We start from the raw sequence: 20,826 nt of genomic DNA on the forward strand, positions 1-20,826 counted from the left end.
CGATAGTCACAGATAAGCGCTGAACGTCCGCTGAATCCGGCCTTTGCCGCCGGGCCCCGCGCCGGCCCTCCGCTAATGGGCGCCGCGCGACTTCGCCTTGGCCAACGGGGTGCGTAACCGCTGCGCCAGAATGACCCCCAGCAGCGCAATTCCGCCGCCGATCAGGTGGTAGCCGTGTAACGGCTCATGGAGGAAAATAATGGCGATGGCGGCGGTGAATAACGGCATCAGGTTCATAAAGACGGACGCGGTGCCGGCGCCCAGTCGCATCACGCCCTGGATCCACAAAAAGGGCGCGATAATCGACGCCATAACGCCGGCGAAGGCGACCAGCGGTATGTTCTGGCCGGTGAGTCGCACATTTTCCGTCAGCAAAAAATTGGGCAGCAGCAGAACCACGGCAAAGGCAATCTGCACGTAAAGCGACAGCCAGTTGGGCAGGGGGATGTTCCAGCGTTTGGTTAATACGCCATAGAGCGCATAGGCGCAGACGGCGCCGAACATCATGATTTCACCGGCGCCGATGCCCTGGACAAGAATTTGTTGCGGATGGCCGGCGCTGATCAGCCAGACGATGCCGCCGAACGACAGCAATCCGCCGCCAACGATGCCCACCGTAGGCGCGATGCGCAGCAGCGGAATGCTGATCAACACGGTGAGCAGCGGAATGAGCGATCCCAGAATCCCCATCATCAGCGCGCTGGTGGTGTGCGCCGCGTAGTAAGCCAGACTCTGGTACAGCACCATGCCCAGCAGTCCGAGCGCCAGCAGTTTCCAGCCGTATTGGCGAATGGTGGCTAGGTGCCTGCCGATGCCCGGCAGCATAAACGGCGTCATCACCGCAAAAGCCAGCAGCCAGCGATAAAAAGAGATGGCCGCCGGATCGATGACGGCGGCGGAGAGTTTATTGACGATGATATTAACCGACCAGATCAGCACGGCAATAATGGGGAACAGGGAATTCAAAATAGGGATTCTCAATGATGATGACTAAACAACAGCCGCTGAGTTTAATACCGTTGCGCTTATTTTCCATAGCCAAAATCAGCGAACCGCCGGTCAGGTTTCCGCGCCGCGCGGGCGCTATCCCGCCGCGTTTGCGGAGGGAAGCGGCAATAAAGGCCCACTCCGGCTGCCGATAGCGTTGGGCTTCCTCCCCATTCAGTGGCAAAATAGCCACCCTCTTTTTTCAGGGTAACGGGTTACCGGGGAAGGCAATGAAGGTTGTGGTTGACGAAAATATGCCGTACGCACGCGAACTGTTTAGCCGCCTGGGCGAGGTTCGGACTGTGCCGGGGCGCCCGCTGCCGCGCGCCGCGCTGAACGGCGCCGACGCGCTGATGGTGCGGTCGGTAACGAAAGTGAATGCCGAACTGCTGGCCGGCAGCGGGGTAAAGTTTGTCGGCAGCGCCACGGCGGGCACCGATCACGTCGACCGGAACTGGCTTGACGCCAACGGCATCGGCTTCTCGGCGGCGCCGGGTTGCAATGCGATAGCCGTCGTCGAATATGTCTTTTCTTCCCTGCTGATGCTTGCCGAACGGGATGGATTCCAACTGCGTGATAAAACCGTCGGGATTGTCGGCGTCGGCAACGTGGGCGGACGGCTGAATAAACGGCTGAAAGCCTGGGGAGTCAAAACATTATTGTGCGATCCGCCCAGGGCGGCGCGGGGCGATGATGAAAATTTCCTGCCGTTGGAGGCGCTGGTGAGGGAGGCGGATATCCTGACGCTGCATACCCCGTTATACCTTGACGGCGCGTACCGGACCCACCATCTGGTTGATGAGGCGGTGCTGCATGATTTCGCCGACGGGCGCATCCTGATTAACGCCTGCCGCGGGCCGGTGGTGGATAACGCCGCGCTGCTGAAAGCGTTAAAACAGGGGAAAAAACTCAGCGTTATTCTCGACGTCTGGGAGACTGAACCGGCCTTGTCCACCGAGCTGCTGGCGCTAGCGGACGTGGCAACCGCGCATATCGCCGGCTATACGCTGGAAGGCAAAGCCCGCGGCACCACCCAGGTGTTTGAGGCGTGGAGCCGGTTTATCGGCAATCCGCAGCGGGTGGCGTTGTCTTCGTTGTTGCCGCCGCCGGAATTCTCCGCGCTGACCGTCGCCGCGCCCCTGGATGAAGCGTTATTAAAGCGCCTGGTGCATCTGGTGTATGATGTGCGCCGGGATGACGCCCTGTTGCGCCATTCAGCGCATCAGGAAGGAGGATTCGATCGCCTGCGCCGCCATTATCAGGAGCGGCGCGAATGGTCGTCGCTGCATATTGTCTGCGCCGACGCTGCCAGCGCGCAATGTCTGAACGAATTGGGATTCACCGCGTCGCCGGCCGCCGGCCTGTAACGCGCTGCTACTGCGCCAACGCGGCGGTAATGGCGTTTTATTTACAAGTTAGGGGAGAATAACCACATGTCTGACGGTTGGAATATTGCTCTGCTGGGCGCCACGGGCGCCGTAGGCTCGGCGTTGCTGGAGTTATTGCAGGAGCGCGAATTCCCGGTGGGTGAACTCTATCCGCTGGCCAGCGAACGTAGCGTGGGGGAAATCATCCGTTTTAACGGTAAATCCCGCCGGGTGGAAGATGCGGCGGGTTTCGACTGGTCGCAGGCGCATCTGGCGTTTTTCGTCGCCGGCGAGGAAGCCAGCGAGCGCTATGCGCAAGAGGCGGGAGATGCCGGGTGTCTGGTTATCGACAGCAGCGGCCTGTTCGCCCTGGAGCCGGACGTGCCGCTGGTGGTGCCGGGGGTTAACGCCCACGCGCTGGCCGATTACCGCAACCGCAATATCGTGGCGGTGGCGGATAGCCTGACCAGCCAACTGCTGACGGCGATCAAACCATTGACGGAAGCGGCCGGATTATCCCGCCTGCACGTCACCAATCTGCTGTCGGTTTCCGCGCGCGGCAAAGCGGCGGTGGATGATTTGGCCGGCCAAAGCGCGCGTTTGCTGAACGGCATTCCGCCCGAGGCGGGGATATTTCCCAAACAGCTGGCGTTCAATCTGTTGCCGCTATTGCCTGATAATGAAGGCAGCGTGCGCGAAGAGCGCCGCCTGGTGGAGCAGGTGCGTAAGATCCTGCAGGATGAAGGGCTGCCGGTCTCCGTCACCTGCATCCAGTCGCCGGTATTCTACGGCCATGCCCAGGTGGTGCACCTGGAGGCGCTGCGTCCGCTTTCCGCGGAGGAAGCGCGGGACGAACTGCGGCAGGCCGGCGATATCGAGCTTAGCGAAGAGCAGGATTACCCGACGCAGGTGGGCGACGCCTCCGGCAATGCGCTGCTGAGCATCGGCTGCTTGCGTAATGATTACGGTATTCCCGAGCTGCTGCAGTTCTGGTCGGTGGCGGATAACGTTCGCTTCGGCGGCGCGCTGATGGCGGTGGAAACGGCGGAGCGTCTGGTGCGGGAGTATCTGGGGTAATGTCGCAACCGATGCTGGCGGAGGACAATACCGCGCTGAAAATTGCGCTGGGGATAGAGTACGACGGCAGCCGCTACTATGGCTGGCAGCGGCAGGCGGAGGTCGACAGCGTACAGGGCTGTCTCGAACGGGCGTTGAGCAAGGTGGCGAATGAACCCATCGCGGTGTTCTGCGCCGGACGCACCGACGCCGGCGTGCACGCCACCGGGCAGGTGGTGCACTTTGCGACGCGGGCGGCGCGCAAGGACGCGGCCTGGACGATGGGCGTCAACGCCAATTTGCCGCCGGATATCGCGGTGCGCTGGGTAAAAGCGGTGGATGATGATTTTCACGCCCGTTTCAGCGCCACCGCGCGCCGTTATCGTTATGTCATCTATAATCATCGCTACCGTCCCGCGGTGCTGGCCAGGGGCGTCACCCATTGCTATTTGCCGCTGGACGCCGGGCGGATGGAACGCGCCGGCCAATGTCTGCTGGGAGAGAACGATTTCACCTCCTTTCGCGCCGTGCAGTGCCAGTCGCGCACCCCCTGGCGCAATGTAAATCATTTAAAGGTTAGGCGTCATGGCGCTTATATCGTGGTAGATATTAAGGCCAATGCGTTTGTCCACCATATGGTGCGCAATATCGTCGGCAGCCTGATGGAAGTGGGCTGCGGCAATCAGCCGGAAGGGTGGATTGCGCAGTTGCTGGCGGCGAAAGATCGCTCGTTGGCGGCGGCGACGGCCAGAGCCGAAGGGCTGTATCTGGTCGCGGTGGATTATCCCGCGCGTTTTGCTTTACCGCAGCCGGTGATGGGACCTTTGTTTTTGGACGATTAGTTTCCGGGTGACTCGTTTCTGGCCGGCCGGTGGCGGCCAGAGGTAAAAAGGCGACATCAAGAGAGATGTTTATGGAATTTATACGCTTTATTATTGATTTTATCCTGCATATTGACGTTCATCTGGCGGAACTGGTGGCGCAATACGGCGTGTGGATTTATGCCATTCTGTTTTTGATTTTGTTTTGTGAGACCGGGCTGGTGGTCACGCCGTTTTTGCCGGGAGATTCTTTGCTGTTTGTCGCCGGCGCCCTGGCCGCGCTGCCGTCCAACGCGCTGGATGTGCACCTGATGGTTTTGCTGATGCTGGTGGCGGCCATCCTCGGCGATGCGGTGAATTACACCATCGGCCGCCTGTTTGGGGAAAAGCTGTTCAGTAACCCGGATTCAAAAATTTTCCGCCGCAGCTATCTGGATAAAACGCATCAGTTTTATGCCCGCCACGGCGGCAAGACGATAATTCTGGCGCGCTTTGTTCCTATTGTGAGAACATTTGCGCCGTTTGTGGCGGGAATGGGACATATGAGTTACCGCCACTTCGCGTTCTATAATGTAACGGGCGCTTTGCTATGGGTTCTGCTGTTTACCTATGCGGGCTATCTGTTTGGCGATTTGCCGGTGGTGCAGGAAAACCTGAAGCTACTGATTGTGGCGATTATCCTGGTCTCCATTCTGCCCGGCGTAATTGAAATCGTACGGCACAGAAGAGCCGCCGCGCGCGGCGATGTAAAACAAATGAAGTGAATTTTAACCTCCGGTTCGACCAGTTTTTTATCCACAGTACCGGAGCGTTATGGTTTAATGGGCGGCATTTATGGTCTGTTCACGGCAACAATCCTTGGCGCCGACGCTCCGGCAACGCTGGCAAAGCGCGTCCCGGGCATATTTCAAGCGGCAGCGTCGTCAAGGAATACATGAGCAGCGGACTGGCGTTTGCCAGGTTCAAGCAGAAAGGTTATCAATGAGCTGGATTGAACGAATTCTTAACAAAAGCAATATCACTCCGACCCGTAAAGCGAACATTCCTGAAGGGGTCTGGACGAAATGCGATAGCTGCGGCCAGGTTCTTTATCGCGCCGAGTTGGAACGAAATCTGGAAGTGTGCCCCAAGTGCGATCACCATATGCGCCTCTCCGCGCGCGCGCGCCTGCAGGCTTTTCTGGATAAGGAAGGGACGGTGGAGCTGGGCAGCGAACTGGAACCGAAAGATATCCTGAAATTCCGCGATTCCAAAAAATACAAAGATCGCCTGGCCGCCGCGCAAAAGCAGTCTGATGAAAAAGATGCCCTGATCGTCATGAAAGGCACGCTATACGGTATGCCTGTTGTCGCGGCCTCCTTTGAATTTTCCTTTATGGGCGGTTCGATGGCCTCGGTGGTGGGCGCGCGTTTCGTCCGCGCCGTCGAGCAGGCGCTGGAAGACGGCTGCCCGCTGGTCTGTTTCTCCGCCAGCGGCGGCGCCCGGATGCAGGAAGCGCTGATGTCGCTGATGCAGATGGCGAAAACCAGCGCCGCGCTGGCAAAAATGCGCGACCGCGGCCTGCCTTACATTTCCGTGCTGACCGACCCGACCATGGGCGGCGTCTCCGCCAGTCTTGCCATGCTGGGCGATCTGAATATCGCCGAACCCAAGGCGCTGATCGGCTTTGCCGGTCCGCGGGTGATCGAGCAAACGGTGCGTGAAAAACTGCCGCCGGGCTTCCAGCGCAGCGAGTTCCTGATTGAGAAGGGCGCCATCGACATGATCGTCCGCCGCCCGGATATGCGTTATAAACTGGCGACGATCCTCGCCAAGTTGACCAATCATCCGGAACCCGGCGGCGATGTGGTGGAGGAGAGTCACGATACCGCCTCCGAATCACAGGATGAAGTATAACCGAACCGATGAACAGGAAGCGTGAGCGATGCACCGAACGGCAGCCATGCTTCCTGTATAAAATGAACCGTAAGCCAGTGAACGGGACTCATGGATAATCTTCAAGTACCCCAAGCCACGTCGCCATTGGTCACGTGGCTTCATTATCTTGAGCACCTGCACGCCCAGGCCATTGATTTGGGGCTGGATCGCGTCAGGCAGGTGGCCGGGAATCTTCAATTGTTACAACCCGCCGGCGTGGTATTTACCGTCGCAGGGACCAACGGCAAGGGCACGACCTGCTGTACCCTGGAGTCGATACTGCTGGCGGAGGGACTGCGGGTGGGCGTTTACGGCTCGCCTCATTTGCTGCGCTACACCGAGCGGGTGCGGATTCAGGGCAAAGAACTGCCCGAGACGCAGCACTGTCAGGCATTCGCGGAGATTGAAGCCGGCCGGGGCGATGTGTCGCTCACCTATTTCGAATTCGGCACCCTGGCCGCGCTGCGGCTGTTTAAGCAGGCGCAACTGGACGTGGTGATCCTGGAAGTGGGGTTGGGCGGACGCCTTGACGCCACCAATATCGTCGATGCGGACGTCGCCGTGGTCACCAGCATCGCGCTGGACCATACCGACTGGCTGGGTAAAGACCGCGACAGCATCGGCCGGGAAAAGGCGGGCATCTTCCGCGCCGGCAAACCCGCGGTGGTCGGCGAACCTGATATGCCCGGCTCGATTGCGCAGGCGGCCGCTGAACAGGGCGCGGTGTTGCTGCGCCGCGGCCGCGACTGGGATTTCTCCATACAGCGTGACGGATGGAGCTGGCAGAATAAGCAGCGCGAGCTGTCGGGGCTGCCGCTGCCGCATGTGCCGTTGGCCAATGCGGCCAGCGCCTTGGGCGCGCTGAACTATTCGCCCTTGAACGTCAGCGAAGAGGCGATTCGCCAGGGGTTATCCCAGGCCGCGTTGCCCGGCCGTTTCCAGATTGTCGGCGAGAAACCGCTGCTGATTCTGGACGTGGCCCATAATCCCCATGCCGCCGCTTATCTGGCGAACCGCCTGGCGATGCTGCCGCAGGGCGGGAAAGTCCGCGCGGTGGTCGGTATGCTGGCGGATAAAGACATCGGCGGCACGCTAAGTCATTTAACGCCGCAGGTGGACGAATGGTATTGCGCGCCGCTGGACGTCCCGCGCGGCGCCACGGCGGGGCAACTGGCGCAATATCTGGAGCATTGCCGACAGTTCGCGGATGTGGCCGGCGCCTGGCGGCAGGCGATGTCCGAGTCGGCGGAACAGGATATCGTCATTGTGTGTGGATCTTTTCATACGGTAGCGCAGGTCATGGAAGCGCTGGATGAGGGGAAAGCGTATGGCGAGTAAATTTCAGAATCGTTTGGTCGGCACGATCGTTCTGGTCGCGCTGGGCGTTATTGTGCTGCCCGGCCTGCTGGACGGCAATAAAAAGCACTATGCCGATGAGTTCGCGGCTATCCCGCTGGTTCCCAAACCGGGCGACAGCAACGAAATGGAAGCCTTGCCTGCGTTGAACCAGCCGCTGCCCAGCCAGCCGCCGGAAGGGGCGGCGTCCGCCATGGAGGATAAGAGCGCGGCTTCCGATGCCGAAACTCCCGGGATAATCGCCCGGCCGGAAAGCCCGCCTCCGGCAACGACGGCTCCCCCGGCGACGATCGCGCCGCCGGCGGTGGTTGAGCGCCCGACGGCGCCCAGTGAACCCAAGGCGCAGCCTAAGGTGGAAGTGAAACCCAAATCTGAACCTAAAGCGGAACCGAAGCCTGAAGCCAAACCGGAGACCAGGCCCGCGCAACAGGCGCCCGCCGGGCAAGCCTATGTGGTACAACTTGGCGCATTGAAAAACGCCGACAAGGTGAATGAGATTGTCGCCAAGCTGCGTCTTTCCGGCTACCGGGCCTATACCGTGCCGGCCACCCCGGTGGCGGGGCAGATAACCCGTATTTATGTCGGGCCGGACGCGTCAAAACAGAAGCTGCAGTCTTCGCTGGCGGAATTACAGCGGCTCAGCGGATTGAGCGGTCAGGTCAGATCGTACAGTGTGCGTTAAAGGATTAACGCGCCGGCGGGCGGTTTTTGTTCTGTCCGCCGATTGATAAAATCGGCGGAAATACGCTACGCAAACGTTTTCTTTTTCTGTTAGAATTCGCCGCGAACAGGATGATGCGGCGGCCGGGCGGTTGGCATCGTTCATAATTAGGATGGCTCATGGTTTGGGTTGATTACGTCATTATCGGCATCATCGGATTTTCGGCTCTGGTCAGCCTGATCCGGGGGTTTATACGTGAAGCGTTGTCGCTGGTGACCTGGGGATGCGCATTTTTTGTCGCCAGCCATTACTACGCTTATCTGGCGGTGTATTTCACCCGCTTTGATGACGAACTGGTCCGCAACGGCATCGCCATTGCCATTCTGTTTATTGCGACCTTGATTGTGGGTGCTATTGTCAACTATGTGATCGGCTCTTTGGTTGAACGCACCGGATTGTCGGGCACCGATCGCGTATTGGGCGTCTGTTTCGGGGCGCTGCGCGGCGTGTTGATTGTTTCCGCGCTGCTCTTTTTTCTGGATACCTTTACCGGTTTTTCACAGAGCGCCGACTGGAAGCAGTCCCAGTTAGTTCCGCAGTTCAGTTATATTATCAGGTGGTTTTTTGACTACCTGCAAAGCACGTCAAGTTTCTTGCCGCAGCATATAGAGCTGCGATAGCGTTGATGAGGAAAAGACACCATGTGCGGTATTGTCGGTATCGCCGGTTTTACACCGGTCAACCAGTCTATTTATGACGCGTTAACGGTGTTGCAACACCGTGGGCAGGATGCCGCAGGCATCATAACCATTGATGCCTTAAACTGTTTTCGCCTGCGCAAGGCCAACGGCTTGGTGAAAGATGTGTTTGAAGCACGGCACATGCAACGTTTGCAAGGCAATATGGGCATCGGTCATGTGCGTTACCCTACCGCGGGCAGTTCCAGCGCCTCCGAAGCGCAGCCTTTCTACGTTAACTCGCCGTTCGGCATCACTCTGGCGCATAACGGTAATCTGACCAACGCTCACGAACTGCGTAAAAAGCTGTTTGAACAAGAGCGTCGCCATGTCAACACCACCTCGGATTCGGAAATTCTGCTGAATATTTTTGCCAGAGAGCTGGATCGTTTTCAGCACTATCCGCTGGAAGCCGATAATATTTTTGCCGCCGTTGCCGCCACGCATCAGCAGATTCGCGGCGCTTATGCCTGCGTGAGCATGATTATCGGCCACGGTATGGTGGCGTTCCGCGATCCCAACGGCATTCGCCCTCTGGTTATCGGTAAACGCGATCTGGAAGACGGCCGCATCGAATATATGGTGGCGTCGGAAAGCGTGGCGCTGGATACGCTGGGTTTTGAATTCCTGCGCGACGTGGCGCCGGGCGAGGCGATTTACATCACCGAGAAAGGACAGCTGTTCACCTGCCAGTGCGCCGAGAACCCGAAGAGCAACCCTTGTCTGTTCGAGTACGTTTACTTTGCGCGTCCGGACTCGTTTATCGATAAAATTTCCGTGTACAGCGCCCGCGTGCGCATGGGGCAGAAGCTGGGCGAGAAGATCGCGCGTCAGTGGGAAGATCTCGATATCGACGTGGTGATCCCCATTCCCGAGACCTCCTGCGACATCGCGCTGGAAATCGCGCGCATCATTGATAAGCCGTATCGCCAGGGATTCGTCAAAAACCGCTATGTGGGCCGGACCTTTATCATGCCGGGGCAGCAGGCGCGCCGTAAATCCGTGCGCCGCAAGCTGAATGCCAACCGCGCCGAGTTCCGTGATAAAAATGTGCTGCTGGTGGATGACTCCATCGTGCGCGGCACCACCTCGGAGCAGATTGTCGAGATGGCGCGCGAGGCGGGAGCCAAACGGGTCTACCTGGCGTCGGCGGCGCCGGAAATCCGCTTCCCCAACGTGTACGGCATTGATATGCCGAGCGTAAATGAACTGATTGCCCACGGCCGCGAAGTGGAGGAGATCCGCCAGCTTATTGGCGCGGATGCGTTGATTTTCCAGGACCTGGACGATCTGATCGCCGCGGCCCGCGAGGATAACCCGGATATCACCCAGTTTGAATGCTCGGTATTCAACGGGGTCTATGTGACCAAGGACGTCGATCAGGGCTATCTGGACTACCTGGAAGTACTGCGCAATGACGACGCCAAAGCGCTGCGCAGCCAGAGCGAAGTGGAAGATCTGGAGTTGCACAACGAAGGTTGAGCGCTGAAAATCTTGTAGTGCGATAACGAAAAGGGGAGTGCGTTCGGGCGCGCTTCCCTTTTCTTATTCTTGCCTATCGCCCGCCGATGCGGCAAAGTCAGCGCAGATTCGTTATTCGCGTTGAGCGTCAGGCGCGCTCAGTTCAGAGGCAGTATTGATGAAACGACTTATTATCGGCATTTCCGGCGCCAGCGGCGTGATTTACGGCGTTCGCCTGCTGCAGGTGCTACAGGCGGTTGAGGGAATAGAAACCCATCTGATTATCAGCCAGGCGGCCCGGCAGACGCTGCCGCTGGAGTCTGACTTCACTCTGCGCGAGGTTCAGGCGCTGGCGGATGTGGTGCACGATACGCGTGATATCGCCGCCAGCCTCTCTTCCGGATCGTTCAAGACGGCGGGAATGGTGATTTTGCCCTGCTCGATAAAAACCCTGTCGGGGATCGCCCATAGCTACAGCGACACTTTGCTGACGCGGGCGGCGGACGTGGTGCTGAAAGAGCGTCGCCCGCTGGTGCTTTGCGTGCGTGAAACGCCGCTGCATCTGGGGCATTTGCGCATCATGACTCAGGCGGCGGAGCTGGGGGCGGTTATTATGCCGCCGGTGCCCGCTTTTTATCATCGCCCGCAAACGGTGCAGGATATTATCGATCAGACGGTGAACCGGGTTCTCGATCAGTTTGAGATCACGTTGCCGCAAGATCTGTTTACTCGTTGGCAAGGCGCGTAAATCCTGCATATTTTTTGCGCATTGATTGAAATTACGATAGGTAAAAATAAGATTCGTCGCCCCGTTTTGGGGCTTTTTTGCGCTCATGCCCCATTATATTGCGCGAATGCACTTTAATGGCGCCAGTAGATCGCCATCGTTGTTGCCCTGAGAGCGGCCGATGTCATTCTTTCAGAGGAAGTAAGTGTAAAATAGTTTATTAATTAATTGCTTATATCGTTTATCACGCTTTGCTGCTCGTGTTTTATGACCTTATTAATAGTGATTTCTTATTATGGCATGAAAACTGCAATATCGCGGTGGACGACATGTGGCAATCATGTGGCGCTTTAAGGCGATAGCTGATTCTGACTCCGGCAAATAAACTTTGCCCTTCCATCCACATTGATAAGGATAACAATATGAAAAAACTGATAAAAGTTTTACCGCTGGCATTCATTCTGGCGGCAGGAAGTACCATGGCGGATATTCCTAAAAATATTAAATTAGGCACCGATCCATCTTATGCCCCTTTTGAATCGAAAAGTGCCAGCGGTGAACTGGTCGGGTTTGATATCGATCTGGCAAAAGAATTATGCAAACGTATCGCGGCCAACTGTACCTTTGTCGAAAGTGACTTTGATGCGTTGATTCCGTCGCTGAAAGCGAAAAAAATCGACGCCATTATCTCTTCGCTCTCCATCACCGAAAAACGCCAGCAGGAAATTTCCTTTACTGAAAAACTGTATGCAGCCAACGCGCGTCTGATTGCCAAGAAAGACGCCGATATTCAACCGACGCAGGCATCCCTGGCCGGCAAACGCGTTGGCGTATTACAGGCCTCCACCCAGGAAGCCTATGCCAATGCTTACTGGCAGCCGAAAGGCATTGAGGTTGTCGCTTACCAGAATCAGGAATTAATCTATTCCGACTTGACGGCCGGCCGTATTGACGCCGCGTTTCAGGATGAGGTGGCGGGCAGCGAAGGTTTTCTGAAGCTGGCTATCGGCAAGGATTATGCGTTTGCCGGCCCGGCGGTAAAAGATGATAAATATTTCGGCGTGGGCACCGGTATGGGGCTGCGTAAAACGGATACCGAGCTGAAGGCCGCGCTGGATAAGGCCTTTGAGGAAATGCGTAAAGACGGCACCTACGATACCCTGGCGAAAAAATACTTCGATTTTGACGTCTACGGCGGCTAAGTCTCCGTTATTGGTTGTTTTGGTCGCTGATAAACCGCGACGGCAGGCCGCGGTTTATCAGGATGCCCGCCCGCGCGTGAGTAACGCCGGCAAAGGCCGTACGACGGATTCAGCAAGTCCGTCACGCCACAATGCCTGGCGGTTAACCTCCATTTTACTCTTAACGGATATGAGCAATGCTGTATGGCTACTCGCAATTAATTCTGGATGGCGCGGCGATGACGCTGGAGCTGGCGGTGAGTTCGCTGCTGCTGGCGTTGGTCATCGGGCTGATCGGCGCCGGCGCGAAGCTGTCCGCCAATCGGCTGCTGTCGGGATGTTTCTCCTGCTATACCACGCTGATTCGCGGCGTGCCCGATCTGGTGCTGATGCTGCTGATTTTTTACGGTCTTCAGATCGCGCTGAATAGCATAACGGAGGCGCTGGGTTTCAGCCAAATCGATATCGATCCCCTAACGGCCGGCGTTATCACGCTGGGCTTTATCTACGGCGCCTATTTTACCGAAACATTTCGTGGCGCCTATCTGGCGGTGTCTCGCGGTCAGATTGAGGCCGCCGTCGCTTTTGGTTTTACGCCGATGAAAGTATTTCGCCGCATCCTGTTTCCCTCAATGATGCGTTTTGCTTTACCCGGTATCGGTAATAACTGGCAGGTTATTTTAAAGGCGACGGCGCTGGTGTCGCTGCTTGGCCTGAATGATGTGATTAAGGCAACGCAACTGGCCGGTAAAGGAGCGCATGAGCCATTTTATTTCGCACTGGTCGCTGGAGCGATGTATTTGATCTTTACCACTGTCTCCAACGGGGTTCTGTGGTGGCTGGAAAAACGCTATTCGCAGGGAGTCAGAAAAATAATCTATGAGTGAGATCCTGCAACAATACTGGCAGTCTCTGCTATGGAGCGACGGTTATCGCCTGACCGGTCTGGCGATGACCATGTGGCTGCTGATTTCCTCCGTGGCGATTGGCGGGACGTTGGCGTTACCTCTGGCGGTGGCCAGAGTCTCGCCGCGGCGTCGGTTCAGCCTGCCGGTTTGGATATTTACCTATGTTTTTCGCGGTACTCCGCTTTATGTGCAGCTATTGGTGTTCTATTCCGGGGCTTACAGCCTGGAGATTGTACGCGGAAGCGATCTGTTAAACGCGTTTTTCCGCAGCGGTTTGAACTGTGCCGTTCTGGCGCTGGCGCTCAATACCTGTGCTTATACCACTGAAATTTTCGCCGGTGCGATTCGTTCCGTTCCCTATGGGGAAATCGAAGCCGCCAGGGCCTATGGCTTCTCTCGCTTTAAGCAATACCGCTGCATTATTCTGCCGGGCGCCCTGCGTATCGCGCTGCCGGCTTACTGTAACGAAGTGATCCTGATGCTGCACTCCACGGCGCTGGCGTTTACCGTCACGGTGCCGGATATTCTGAAGATCGCCCGCGACATTAATGCCGCAACCTACCAGCCGTTTCACGCCTTCGGCATCGCCGCGGCGATCTATCTGGCGGTTTCTTTTGCGTTAATCGGGTTGTTCAGAAAAGCGGAACAGCGCTGGTTACGCCATCTTATTACCCGTTCATCCCATTAAATCCAGGAATAGAGTATGTCGAATAATCAGTTGATGGTGACGGATCTGCATAAACGTTATGGTCAGCATGAAGTGCTGAAGGGCGTTTCGCTACAGGCTAACGCCGGGGATGTGATTTCGATTATCGGATCGTCCGGCTCCGGCAAAAGCACCCTGCTGCGCTGCATCAACTTTTTGGAAAAACCCTGCGAAGGGACCATCTATGTCAACGACCAGGAAATCCGCATGGTGCGCGATAACGGCGGTGAGTTGAAGGTGTTCGATAAAAAACAGCTGCAGATGTTGCGTACCCGTCTGACGATGGTATTTCAGCATTTTAACCTGTGGAGCTTTATGACCGCGCTGGAAAACGTGATGGAGGCGCCGGTTCAGGTATTGGGGCTGAGTAAGGCCGAGGCGCGCCAGCGCGCGGCGTTTTATCTGGATAAAGTGGGCATCACCGGGGAGGCGCAGAGTAAATACCCGGCCAATCTCTCCGGCGGACAGCAGCAGCGGGTATCGATTGCGCGGGCGCTGGCGATGGAGCCGGAAGTGCTGCTATTCGACGAACCCACCTCCGCGCTGGATCCGGAACTGGTCGGCGAGGTGTTGCGTATTATGCGGCAACTGGCGGAAGAGGGGAAAACGATGGTGGTGGTCACCCATGAAATGGAGTTTGCGCGCCACGTTTCCAGCCATGTGATTTTTCTGCACCAGGGCGTGATTGAAGAAGAGGGGCCGCCGGATGTGCTGTTCGGCAGCCCCAAAAGCCCCCGTTTACAGCAGTTTCTGTCGGGAACCCTGAAATAATTTCGTTTCGGCTGGCGTTACGTCAGCCGGTTTTTTTCGTCACGTCCCGCAGCGCCTCTTCCAGTTCAAAAAAGCGAAAGCCGAAACCCGCCGCCTCCAGCCGCTGCGGAATGGCCCGCTGCCCGCCCAGCACCAGCGTGGCGGCTTCCCCCATCAGCAGCTTGATGGCCCAGGCGGGAGCGCGCACCAATCCCGGCCGGTTCAGCACCTGCGCCAGCATGGCCGAAAACTGTTCGTTGCGCACAGGATAGGGCGACACCATATTGAACGGGCCGCTAAGCACTGTGTTATCCAGCAGATAAATAATCCCGTTCACCATATCGTCGAGATGAATCCACGGCATGTACTGTTTGCCGGACCCCAGCGGGCCGCCAAGGCCCAGACGGAATAGCGGTAACATCTTGGTCAGCGCGCCGCCCTGCGCGGAGAGGACGATGCCGGTGCGCAACAGGCAGACGCGGGTTTTGTCGCTCTCGGCGGACTGCGCCAGCGCTTCCCAGCGGGCGCAAAGATGATGGGTGAATTCGTTGGCGGGGGTTTCATCCTCCGTTACCAGCGCCGCCCCCTGATCGCCGTAATAGCCCACGGCGGATCCGGAGATAAAAACGGCGGGCGGTTCGCTGCTGGCGTTAATCAGGTTGGCAAGCCGTTCGGTAATACTCCAGCGACTTTGGCTCAGGCGCTGTTTCTGCTGCGGAGTCCAGCGTTTGTCGGCGATCGGCTCGCCCGCCAGGTTAATCACGCCGTCGAAATCGTTCAGCGCGGTTTTATTGTTCAGCGTCGACCAGTATTCCACCTTATCGCCCAGTCGCTTCCGGGCGCGTTCGGGATCGCGGGTCAATACGGTGACCTGGTGGGAAAGCAGCTGTAATCGTTCAATCAGATGGCGGCCGATAAGACCGGTTCCACCGGTAATTAATAATTGCATATCTTACCTCATTGAGAACCCATGCCGGCCAGGGGGTGTCATAAGGCTTTTTCCTGACGGGCCACGGCTAGCGTGATTCCTTGTAATAGCGCATGGTCATGGAGACCGAGTCGGCGTAGCGCAGGGCGAAGGGTTTATCCACTTCAACTTCAGCATAGGTGATCCAGTCATGATTGCTGGCGATATCAAGCACATCCTGGGTTAATTTTTCCAGCAGGGCAAAACGGTGCTCCTCAATATGGCGAATAATATTCTTGGTGATTGTACGGTAATTCAATGCATCATCGATATTCTCGCTATGTCGCGCGCGCGCCGCCGGGTAGTGGATCGTCACGTTGACGACAATATCCTGCCGGTTATTGATCTCTTCTTCTTTAATTCCAATGAACGTGCGTAACCGCAGGTTTTTTATACGGATAATTGCATCGTTGTTGCTGTGTGACATTCATCGGCCCTCGGTGATAATTGATGTTTGGCTAACCATACCAGAAGATAACCGCAGGCCGAATGGGATGAATAGCAGAATAATTACCGCTCAGCCAATTTGTAGGCGCGCTCCGTGGCCGGACGGGCATTAATCCGCTCATACCAGCTTTTCACCGCCGGATAGTCGGCAAGATCAATACGTTGACGGGCATAAGAGACCACCCACGGATAGGTGGCGATATCGGCGATGCTGTAATTTTCACCCGCCAGCCAGGGGCTTTTCTGCAGCTGTTTATCCAATACGCGGTATAAGCGCTGCGTTTCCTGCTGATAACGCTCAATGGCGTAGGGAACGGGCTGCGGCGCGTAGTGGTTGAAGTGGTGGTTTTGCCCCAGCATCGGGCCGAAGCCGGCGACCTGCCAGAATAGCCATTGCAGCGTCGCCGTGCGTTCGCGCAGATCCCGGCTCAGCAAGGCGCCGCTTTTTTCCGCCAGATAGAGCAGGATCGCCCCCGATTCAAACAGGCTGATGGCGGCGCCGCCATCGGCGGGCTGATGATCGACGATCGCCGGGATCTTGTTGTTGGGAGAGATGGTCAGAAACGCCGGCTTAAACTGCTCGCCGGTGCTGATATTAACGTGATGAAGCTGGTAGGGAATATTTGTCTCTTCAAGAAAAAGGGTGATTTTATGCCCGTTGGGGGTAGGGGCGTAATAGAGATCAATCATAAATAGCGTCTCCGTTGCTGGAACTGCGTGACTATCGATCACGTTTGATCACGTTGCCGTTCGGGCAGGATTAACCTGCCGTTTCTGAAAAGCCGGGAGATTACCCTACCACTTCTGCGGCGGGAAAATAAGCGGCGCCGAGCTAATCTTGTGGCGCGGATCAAGCTGCCGCGCGCATGTCGATGGGTAATACCCTAGGCTGTTTATGGCGCAGGCCGCGCGTTTCGCATCTCAATGGCGCATGCCCTGAAATTATGCATCAAATGCCGCATTATGGAGCGGACCGTCTCGGCGCGGTGCGCAAGACGGTGATGGATCGTTGGCAGATCGGCATAGCGCGGGCATATTTTCTCTCCGGCCATCTGGTACGCACTTTGCAATATCCCTGGATAATATATTGATACCAAAGGATGGCAACATGAAAAGCAATAACGCGGAACCGGGGTTAAAACGGACCCTGGGCAGTTTCCATTTATGGGGGATCGCCGTCGGGTTGGTGATTTCCGGTGAATATTTTGGCTGGAGCTATGGCTGGGCGCAGGCCGGTACGCTGGGGTTCCTGATCACCGCCTTGGCGATCGCCGCCATGTATTGCGCCTTTATCTTCAGCTTCACCGAGCTGACCACCTCGATACCCCATGCCGGCGGCCCGTTCGCCTATGCCTACCGCGCTTTTGGCCCGACCGGCGGTTTTATCGCCGGGTTCGCCACGCTGATCGAGTTTGTATTTGCCCCGCCGGCTATTTCCATGGCTATCGGCGCCTATCTGAACGTGCAGTTTCCGGCGCTGGATCCCAAATGGGTCGCCGTCAGCGCCTATCTTGTTTTTATGGGACTCAATATCCTGGGCGTCGGCATCGCCGCCACCTTTGAATTGATGGTGACGCTGCTGGCGATTTTTGAGCTGTTGGTGTTTATGGGCGTGGTCGCTCCCGGTTTTGAATGGGACAACTTCACCAATCTGGGCTGGGCGGGGTCAGACGAATTCAGCGCGGTGGCGATCTCCGGTATTTTTGCCGCCATCCCGTTCGCCATCTGGTTCTTTCTGGCGATTGAGGGCGCGGCGATGGCGGCGGAGGAAGCGAAAGATCCGCGCCGCACCATTCCGCGCGCCTTTATCTGCGGCATCCTGACGCTGACGCTTTTAGCCATTGGCGTCATGCTGTTTGCCGGCGGCGTGGGAGACTGGCGTCAACTGGCGAATATCAACGATCCGCTGCCCCAGGCCATGAAGCTGATCGTCGGCGGCGATAGCGGCTGGCTGCATATGCTGGTATGGCTCGGGCTGTTCGGTCTGATTGCGTCGTTCCACGGCATTATCATGGGTTATTCCCGGCAAATATTCGCACTGGCGCGGGCGGGCTATCTGCCTAAGCCGCTGGCGCGCATCCATACCCGCTTCCGTACGCCTCACCGGGCGATTCTGGCCGGAGGCGTGGTCGGCATCGCCGCCATCTTCTCTGATTCGCTGGTAACCATCGGCGGGCAGCCGCTGACGGCCAATATCGTCACCATGTCGGTATTCGGCGCCATTGTGATGTATATCACTTCAATGGCGTCGCTGTTTAAACTGCGGCGCAGCGAACCTGAGCTGGACCGTCCGTTCCGCGCGCCCTGGTATCCCTTTGCCCCGGCGTTTGCGCTGGTGATGGCGATAATCTGTCTGGCGGCCATGGTGTATTACAATAGCTTATTGGCGACGATTTTCGCCGCCATGATGCTGATAGGCTACGGCTGGTTTCGCCTGACCGGCGAATCGCGCGATGCCGCGGCGTTGGACCCGCAGTTGACGGCGTCCAAGTAAGCGACGGATTTACACACCGGACAGCCGCCCGTTGTCCCGATGGCGGGTGGTTGCCGACACCATTGAGGCGCAAGCATGTATCAGACTACGCTGAGTCACCGCAGCTACCGTTTTAATGATTTGCGCGAGCTGATGGCCAAGGCGTCGCCGGCGCGTTCCGGCGATATCCTGGCCGGCGTGGCGGCGCAAAGCGCCGAGGAACGTATGGCGGCGCGCATGGCGCTGGCCGATTTACCGCTGGATACCTTTCTACAGCAGGCGTTGATTCCTTACGAACAGGATGAGGTGACGCGACTTATTATCGATACGCATGACCCTAAGGCGTTTGCCGCGATTTCTCATCTGACGGTGGGGGATTTTCGCAACTGGCTGTTAAGTGAAGGTACCGATAGCGCGCTGCTGGCCCGGGTCGCCCCCGGCATCACTCCTGAAATGGCGGCGGCCGTCAGTAAAATCATGCGTAATCAGGACCTGATCCTGGCGGCCAAAAAATGCCGCATCACCACCCGATTCCGCAACACCATCGGCCTGCCGGGGCACATTAGCGTACGGTTGCAGCCTAACCATCCGACCGACGATCTGAAAGGCATCGCGGCAAGCATGCTGGACGGTCTGCTGTACGGCAGCGGCGATGCGGTGGTGGGCATCAACCCCGCCAGCGACAGCCTGCCGCTGCTGGAAAAGTTGAACTATATGCTGGATGACGTCATCAGCCGTTTCTCCATCCCGACGCAATCCTGCGTGCTGACGCACGTTACCAATACCTTGCAATTGATGGAGCGGGGCGCTCCCGTCGATCTGGTGTTCCAGTCGATCGCCGGCACCGAGGCCACCAACGCCGGCTTTGGTTTTAATCTGGCCACGCTGGAAGAAGCGCATCAGGCGGCATTAAGTCTGAAGCGCGGTACGGTGGGCAATAACGTGATGTATTTTGAAACCGGGCAGGGGAGTTGCCTGTCCGCCAACGCGCATCACGGGGTGGATCAGCAAACCTGCGAGGCGCGGGCCTATGCGGTGGCCCGCCGTTTCTCTCCGCTGCTGGTGAATACGGTGGTAGGGTTTATCGGTCCCGAATATCTGTATGACGGCAAACAGATTATCCGCGCCGGGCTGGAGGATCATTTCTGCGGCAAGCTGCTGGGCGTTCCGCTGGGATGCGACGTGTGTTACACCAACCATGCCGAGGCCGACCAGGATGATATGGACACGCTGCTGACCCTGCTCGCCAATGCCGGACTGACGTTTCTGATGGGCGTTCCGGGTGCGGACGACATTATGCTCAACTATCAGAGCACCTCCTTTCATGACGCCCTTTACATCCGCGAACTGCTGGGGCTGAAGCATGCGCCGGAATTCGGCGCCTGGCTGGAGCAGATGAGGATCATCGACGCACAGGGACGCCTGTGCGATGCCGGCAGTCAGCACCCGCTATTACGGCATCAACCCTATCTGGAGGAGAACGCATGAGCAAGGTGATCCACGCTAACCCCTGGGAGGCGCTGCGCGAGTTTACCGCCGCGCGCATCGCGCTGGGGCGTGCCGGGGCCAGCATGCCGACGGGGGAGCTGTTGAAGTTCGGCATGGCCCACGCCCAGGCCCGCGATGCCGTACATCAGGCGTTCGACAGTGAAACCCTGGCTCGTCGCCTGGAAAGCGCGGGACTGAAAACCCTTAGGGTGCACAGCGCCGCGCAAAGCCGGGAGCAGTATCTTTGCCGCCCCGATTTAGGGCGCCGGCTTGCCGATGAGAGCCGCGAGTTGCTGCGGGCCTCGTCCGTTAAGCCGGCCGATCTGCTGCTGGTGGTGGGCGACGGTCTCTCTTCCAAGGCGGTACATCGGCAGGCTGCGCCGTTGATCGCGGCACTGCTGCCTTATCTCTCCCGTCTGGAACTCTCGCTGGCGCCCGTCGTGTTGGCGCATCAGTCGCGCGTGGCGCTGGGAGACGATATCGGCGAGTGTTTGCAGGCCAAGGCCGTCGCCATTCTGATCGGCGAGCGGCCGGGACTTTCTTCACCGGACAGCCTGAGCGTTTATCTGACCTGGGGGCCTCATACCCGGCGTCTGGAGTCGGAGCGCAACTGTATTTCCAATATCCGTCCCGAAGGGCTGGATTATCCCCAGGCCGCCTTTAAGCTGGCCTGGCTGCTGGAGCAGTGCTTCCGGCGCCGCCTGTCGGGGATTCAACTGAAGGACGAAAGCGACAATCCCGTGCTGCACGGGCGCATCGCGCCGCCGTCCGCCGGGTTGCCGTCATGCTAGCCCCCATGTGAAAACGGCTTTGCGG

Annotated in this window: 22 protein-coding genes; 17 read left to right on the forward strand and 5 right to left on the reverse strand. The window is 57.8% G+C overall.

Annotated features, from left to right (window positions below; genetic code table 11):
• Positions 1-72: 72 nt before the first annotated feature.
• Positions 73-966, reverse strand: a complete 894-nt coding sequence (locus tag EH206_RS06790; RefSeq protein ID WP_009112044.1) for a DMT family transporter — start codon at positions 964-966, stop codon at positions 73-75.
• A complete protein-coding gene (locus EH206_RS23020; RefSeq protein WP_040343001.1) occupies positions 920-1,180 on the reverse strand; it encodes a hypothetical protein in 261 nt (86 codons plus the stop codon). Before EH206_RS23020 ends, EH206_RS06790 begins: the two co-directional genes overlap by 47 nt.
• A 37-nt stretch (positions 1,181-1,217) precedes the next feature.
• Here EH206_RS23020 and pdxB point away from each other — a divergent pair, with 37 nt between their 5' ends.
• The 14 genes from pdxB to hisP all read left to right on the forward strand — a co-directional run bounded on the left by pdxB (position 1,218) and on the right by hisP (position 14,656).
• A complete protein-coding gene (pdxB, locus tag EH206_RS06795) occupies positions 1,218-2,354 on the forward strand; it encodes a 4-phosphoerythronate dehydrogenase PdxB (RefSeq protein WP_009112046.1) in 1,137 nt (378 codons plus the stop codon).
• A 66-nt stretch (positions 2,355-2,420) separates the two neighbouring features.
• Positions 2,421-3,431, forward strand: a complete 1,011-nt coding sequence (locus EH206_RS06800; protein WP_009112047.1) for an aspartate-semialdehyde dehydrogenase — start codon at positions 2,421-2,423, stop codon at positions 3,429-3,431.
• On the forward strand, positions 3,431-4,252 hold the full coding sequence (gene truA, locus EH206_RS06805; protein WP_009112048.1) for a tRNA pseudouridine(38-40) synthase TruA: 822 nt from the start codon (positions 3,431-3,433) through the stop codon (positions 4,250-4,252). The genes EH206_RS06800 and truA overlap by 1 nt, the downstream gene beginning before the upstream one ends.
• A 71-nt stretch (positions 4,253-4,323) precedes the next feature.
• Positions 4,324-4,995, forward strand: coding sequence for a DedA family protein (locus EH206_RS06810; RefSeq protein WP_009112049.1), 672 nt, complete (start codon positions 4,324-4,326; stop codon positions 4,993-4,995).
• 217 nt (positions 4,996-5,212) lie between these two features.
• Positions 5,213-6,127 (forward strand): acetyl-CoA carboxylase, carboxyltransferase subunit beta, encoded by a 915-nt coding sequence (gene accD / locus EH206_RS06820; RefSeq protein ID WP_009112050.1) that lies wholly within the window; start codon positions 5,213-5,215, stop codon positions 6,125-6,127.
• 90 nt (positions 6,128-6,217) lie between these two features.
• Positions 6,218-7,486, forward strand: coding sequence for a bifunctional tetrahydrofolate synthase/dihydrofolate synthase (folC, locus tag EH206_RS06825; protein ID WP_009112051.1), 1,269 nt, complete (start codon positions 6,218-6,220; stop codon positions 7,484-7,486).
• On the forward strand, positions 7,476-8,186 hold the full coding sequence (gene dedD, locus EH206_RS06830) for a cell division protein DedD (protein ID WP_009112052.1): 711 nt from the start codon (positions 7,476-7,478) through the stop codon (positions 8,184-8,186). The genes folC and dedD overlap by 11 nt, the downstream gene beginning before the upstream one ends.
• 158 nt (positions 8,187-8,344) lie before the next feature.
• Entirely contained in the window at positions 8,345-8,845 is a 501-nt protein-coding gene (cvpA, locus tag EH206_RS06835; protein ID WP_009112053.1) for a colicin V production protein, read from the forward strand.
• A 21-nt stretch (positions 8,846-8,866) separates the two neighbouring features.
• The gene (gene purF / locus EH206_RS06840) at positions 8,867-10,384 is read left to right on the forward strand and encodes an amidophosphoribosyltransferase (protein ID WP_009112054.1); all 1,518 of its coding nucleotides are present in this window, start codon (positions 8,867-8,869) and stop codon (positions 10,382-10,384) included.
• 157 nt (positions 10,385-10,541) lie between these two features.
• Complete coding sequence (locus tag EH206_RS06845; protein WP_009112055.1) at positions 10,542-11,111, forward strand: UbiX family flavin prenyltransferase; 570 nt, start codon at positions 10,542-10,544, stop codon at positions 11,109-11,111.
• A 401-nt stretch (positions 11,112-11,512) separates the two neighbouring features.
• Complete coding sequence (locus tag EH206_RS06850) at positions 11,513-12,292, forward strand: lysine/arginine/ornithine ABC transporter substrate-binding protein (protein ID WP_009112056.1); 780 nt, start codon at positions 11,513-11,515, stop codon at positions 12,290-12,292.
• 176 nt (positions 12,293-12,468) lie between these two features.
• Entirely contained in the window at positions 12,469-13,158 is a 690-nt protein-coding gene (locus tag EH206_RS06855) for a histidine ABC transporter permease HisQ (protein ID WP_009112057.1), read from the forward strand.
• A complete protein-coding gene (locus EH206_RS06860) occupies positions 13,151-13,867 on the forward strand; it encodes an ABC transporter permease (protein WP_009112058.1) in 717 nt (238 codons plus the stop codon). The genes EH206_RS06855 and EH206_RS06860 overlap by 8 nt, the downstream gene beginning before the upstream one ends.
• A 15-nt stretch (positions 13,868-13,882) precedes the next feature.
• Complete coding sequence (gene hisP / locus EH206_RS06865; RefSeq protein WP_009112059.1) at positions 13,883-14,656, forward strand: histidine ABC transporter ATP-binding protein HisP; 774 nt, start codon at positions 13,883-13,885, stop codon at positions 14,654-14,656.
• Positions 14,657-14,678: 22 nt separating this feature from the next.
• Here the strand turns inward: hisP and EH206_RS06870 are convergent, their stop codons facing one another.
• From EH206_RS06870 to yfcG, 3 genes are all read right to left on the reverse strand, one after another.
• On the reverse strand, positions 14,679-15,584 hold the full coding sequence (locus EH206_RS06870) for a TIGR01777 family oxidoreductase (protein ID WP_009112060.1): 906 nt from the start codon (positions 15,582-15,584) through the stop codon (positions 14,679-14,681).
• Between the two features lie 67 nt (positions 15,585-15,651).
• Positions 15,652-16,029, reverse strand: a complete 378-nt coding sequence (gene folX, locus EH206_RS06875; RefSeq protein WP_009112061.1) for a dihydroneopterin triphosphate 2'-epimerase — start codon at positions 16,027-16,029, stop codon at positions 15,652-15,654.
• Positions 16,030-16,112: 83 nt separating this feature from the next.
• The gene (gene yfcG / locus EH206_RS06880; protein WP_009112062.1) at positions 16,113-16,739 is read right to left on the reverse strand and encodes a GSH-dependent disulfide bond oxidoreductase; all 627 of its coding nucleotides are present in this window, start codon (positions 16,737-16,739) and stop codon (positions 16,113-16,115) included.
• A gap of 418 nt (positions 16,740-17,157) precedes the next feature.
• Between yfcG and eat the strand changes: the two genes are divergently transcribed.
• The 3 genes from eat (at position 17,158) to eutC (ending at position 20,801) form a co-directional block, all read left to right on the forward strand.
• Positions 17,158-18,543, forward strand: coding sequence for an ethanolamine permease (gene eat / locus EH206_RS06885; protein ID WP_009112063.1), 1,386 nt, complete (start codon positions 17,158-17,160; stop codon positions 18,541-18,543).
• Between the two features lie 75 nt (positions 18,544-18,618).
• Positions 18,619-20,010 carry an ethanolamine ammonia-lyase subunit EutB gene (locus EH206_RS06890; protein WP_009112064.1) on the forward strand — a complete coding sequence of 464 codons (1,392 nt, stop codon included), beginning with the start codon at positions 18,619-18,621 and terminating at the stop codon, positions 20,008-20,010.
• Entirely contained in the window at positions 20,007-20,801 is a 795-nt protein-coding gene (eutC, locus tag EH206_RS06895) for an ethanolamine ammonia-lyase subunit EutC (RefSeq protein WP_009112065.1), read from the forward strand. Before EH206_RS06890 ends, eutC begins: the two co-directional genes overlap by 4 nt.
• Positions 20,802-20,826: the final 25 nt, after the last annotated feature.

The sequence above is a fragment of the Brenneria nigrifluens DSM 30175 = ATCC 13028 genome (genome assembly GCF_005484965.1).
Lineage (GTDB): Bacteria > Pseudomonadota > Gammaproteobacteria > Enterobacterales > Enterobacteriaceae > Brenneria > Brenneria nigrifluens.

What these genes read in the sequence shown, in the direction of transcription:
- pdxB (WP_009112046.1), top strand. Translation starts at nt 1,218, where the DNA reads ATGAAGGTTGTGGTTGACGAAAATATGCCGTACGCACGCGAACTGTTT.
- EH206_RS06800 (WP_009112047.1), top strand. Translation starts at nt 2,421, where the DNA reads ATGTCTGACGGTTGGAATATTGCTCTGCTGGGCGCCACGGGCGCCGTA.
- truA (WP_009112048.1), top strand. Translation starts at nt 3,431, where the DNA reads ATGTCGCAACCGATGCTGGCGGAGGACAATACCGCGCTGAAAATTGCG.
- EH206_RS06810 (WP_009112049.1), top strand. Translation starts at nt 4,324, where the DNA reads ATGGAATTTATACGCTTTATTATTGATTTTATCCTGCATATTGACGTT.
- accD (WP_009112050.1), top strand. Translation starts at nt 5,213, where the DNA reads ATGAGCTGGATTGAACGAATTCTTAACAAAAGCAATATCACTCCGACC.
- folC (WP_009112051.1), top strand. Translation starts at nt 6,218, where the DNA reads ATGGATAATCTTCAAGTACCCCAAGCCACGTCGCCATTGGTCACGTGG.
- dedD (WP_009112052.1), top strand. Translation starts at nt 7,476, where the DNA reads ATGGCGAGTAAATTTCAGAATCGTTTGGTCGGCACGATCGTTCTGGTC.
- cvpA (WP_009112053.1), top strand. Translation starts at nt 8,345, where the DNA reads ATGGTTTGGGTTGATTACGTCATTATCGGCATCATCGGATTTTCGGCT.
- purF (WP_009112054.1), top strand. Translation starts at nt 8,867, where the DNA reads ATGTGCGGTATTGTCGGTATCGCCGGTTTTACACCGGTCAACCAGTCT.
- EH206_RS06845 (WP_009112055.1), top strand. Translation starts at nt 10,542, where the DNA reads ATGAAACGACTTATTATCGGCATTTCCGGCGCCAGCGGCGTGATTTAC.
- EH206_RS06850 (WP_009112056.1), top strand. Translation starts at nt 11,513, where the DNA reads ATGAAAAAACTGATAAAAGTTTTACCGCTGGCATTCATTCTGGCGGCA.
- EH206_RS06855 (WP_009112057.1), top strand. Translation starts at nt 12,469, where the DNA reads ATGCTGTATGGCTACTCGCAATTAATTCTGGATGGCGCGGCGATGACG.
- EH206_RS06860 (WP_009112058.1), top strand. Translation starts at nt 13,151, where the DNA reads ATGAGTGAGATCCTGCAACAATACTGGCAGTCTCTGCTATGGAGCGAC.
- hisP (WP_009112059.1), top strand. Translation starts at nt 13,883, where the DNA reads ATGTCGAATAATCAGTTGATGGTGACGGATCTGCATAAACGTTATGGT.
- EH206_RS06870 (WP_009112060.1), bottom strand. Translation starts at nt 15,584, where the DNA reads ATGCAATTATTAATTACCGGTGGAACCGGTCTTATCGGCCGCCATCTG.
- folX (WP_009112061.1), bottom strand. Translation starts at nt 16,029, where the DNA reads ATGTCACACAGCAACAACGATGCAATTATCCGTATAAAAAACCTGCGG.
- yfcG (WP_009112062.1), bottom strand. Translation starts at nt 16,739, where the DNA reads ATGATTGATCTCTATTACGCCCCTACCCCCAACGGGCATAAAATCACC.
- eat (WP_009112063.1), top strand. Translation starts at nt 17,158, where the DNA reads ATGAAAAGCAATAACGCGGAACCGGGGTTAAAACGGACCCTGGGCAGT.
- EH206_RS06890 (WP_009112064.1), top strand. Translation starts at nt 18,619, where the DNA reads ATGTATCAGACTACGCTGAGTCACCGCAGCTACCGTTTTAATGATTTG.
- eutC (WP_009112065.1), top strand. Translation starts at nt 20,007, where the DNA reads ATGAGCAAGGTGATCCACGCTAACCCCTGGGAGGCGCTGCGCGAGTTT.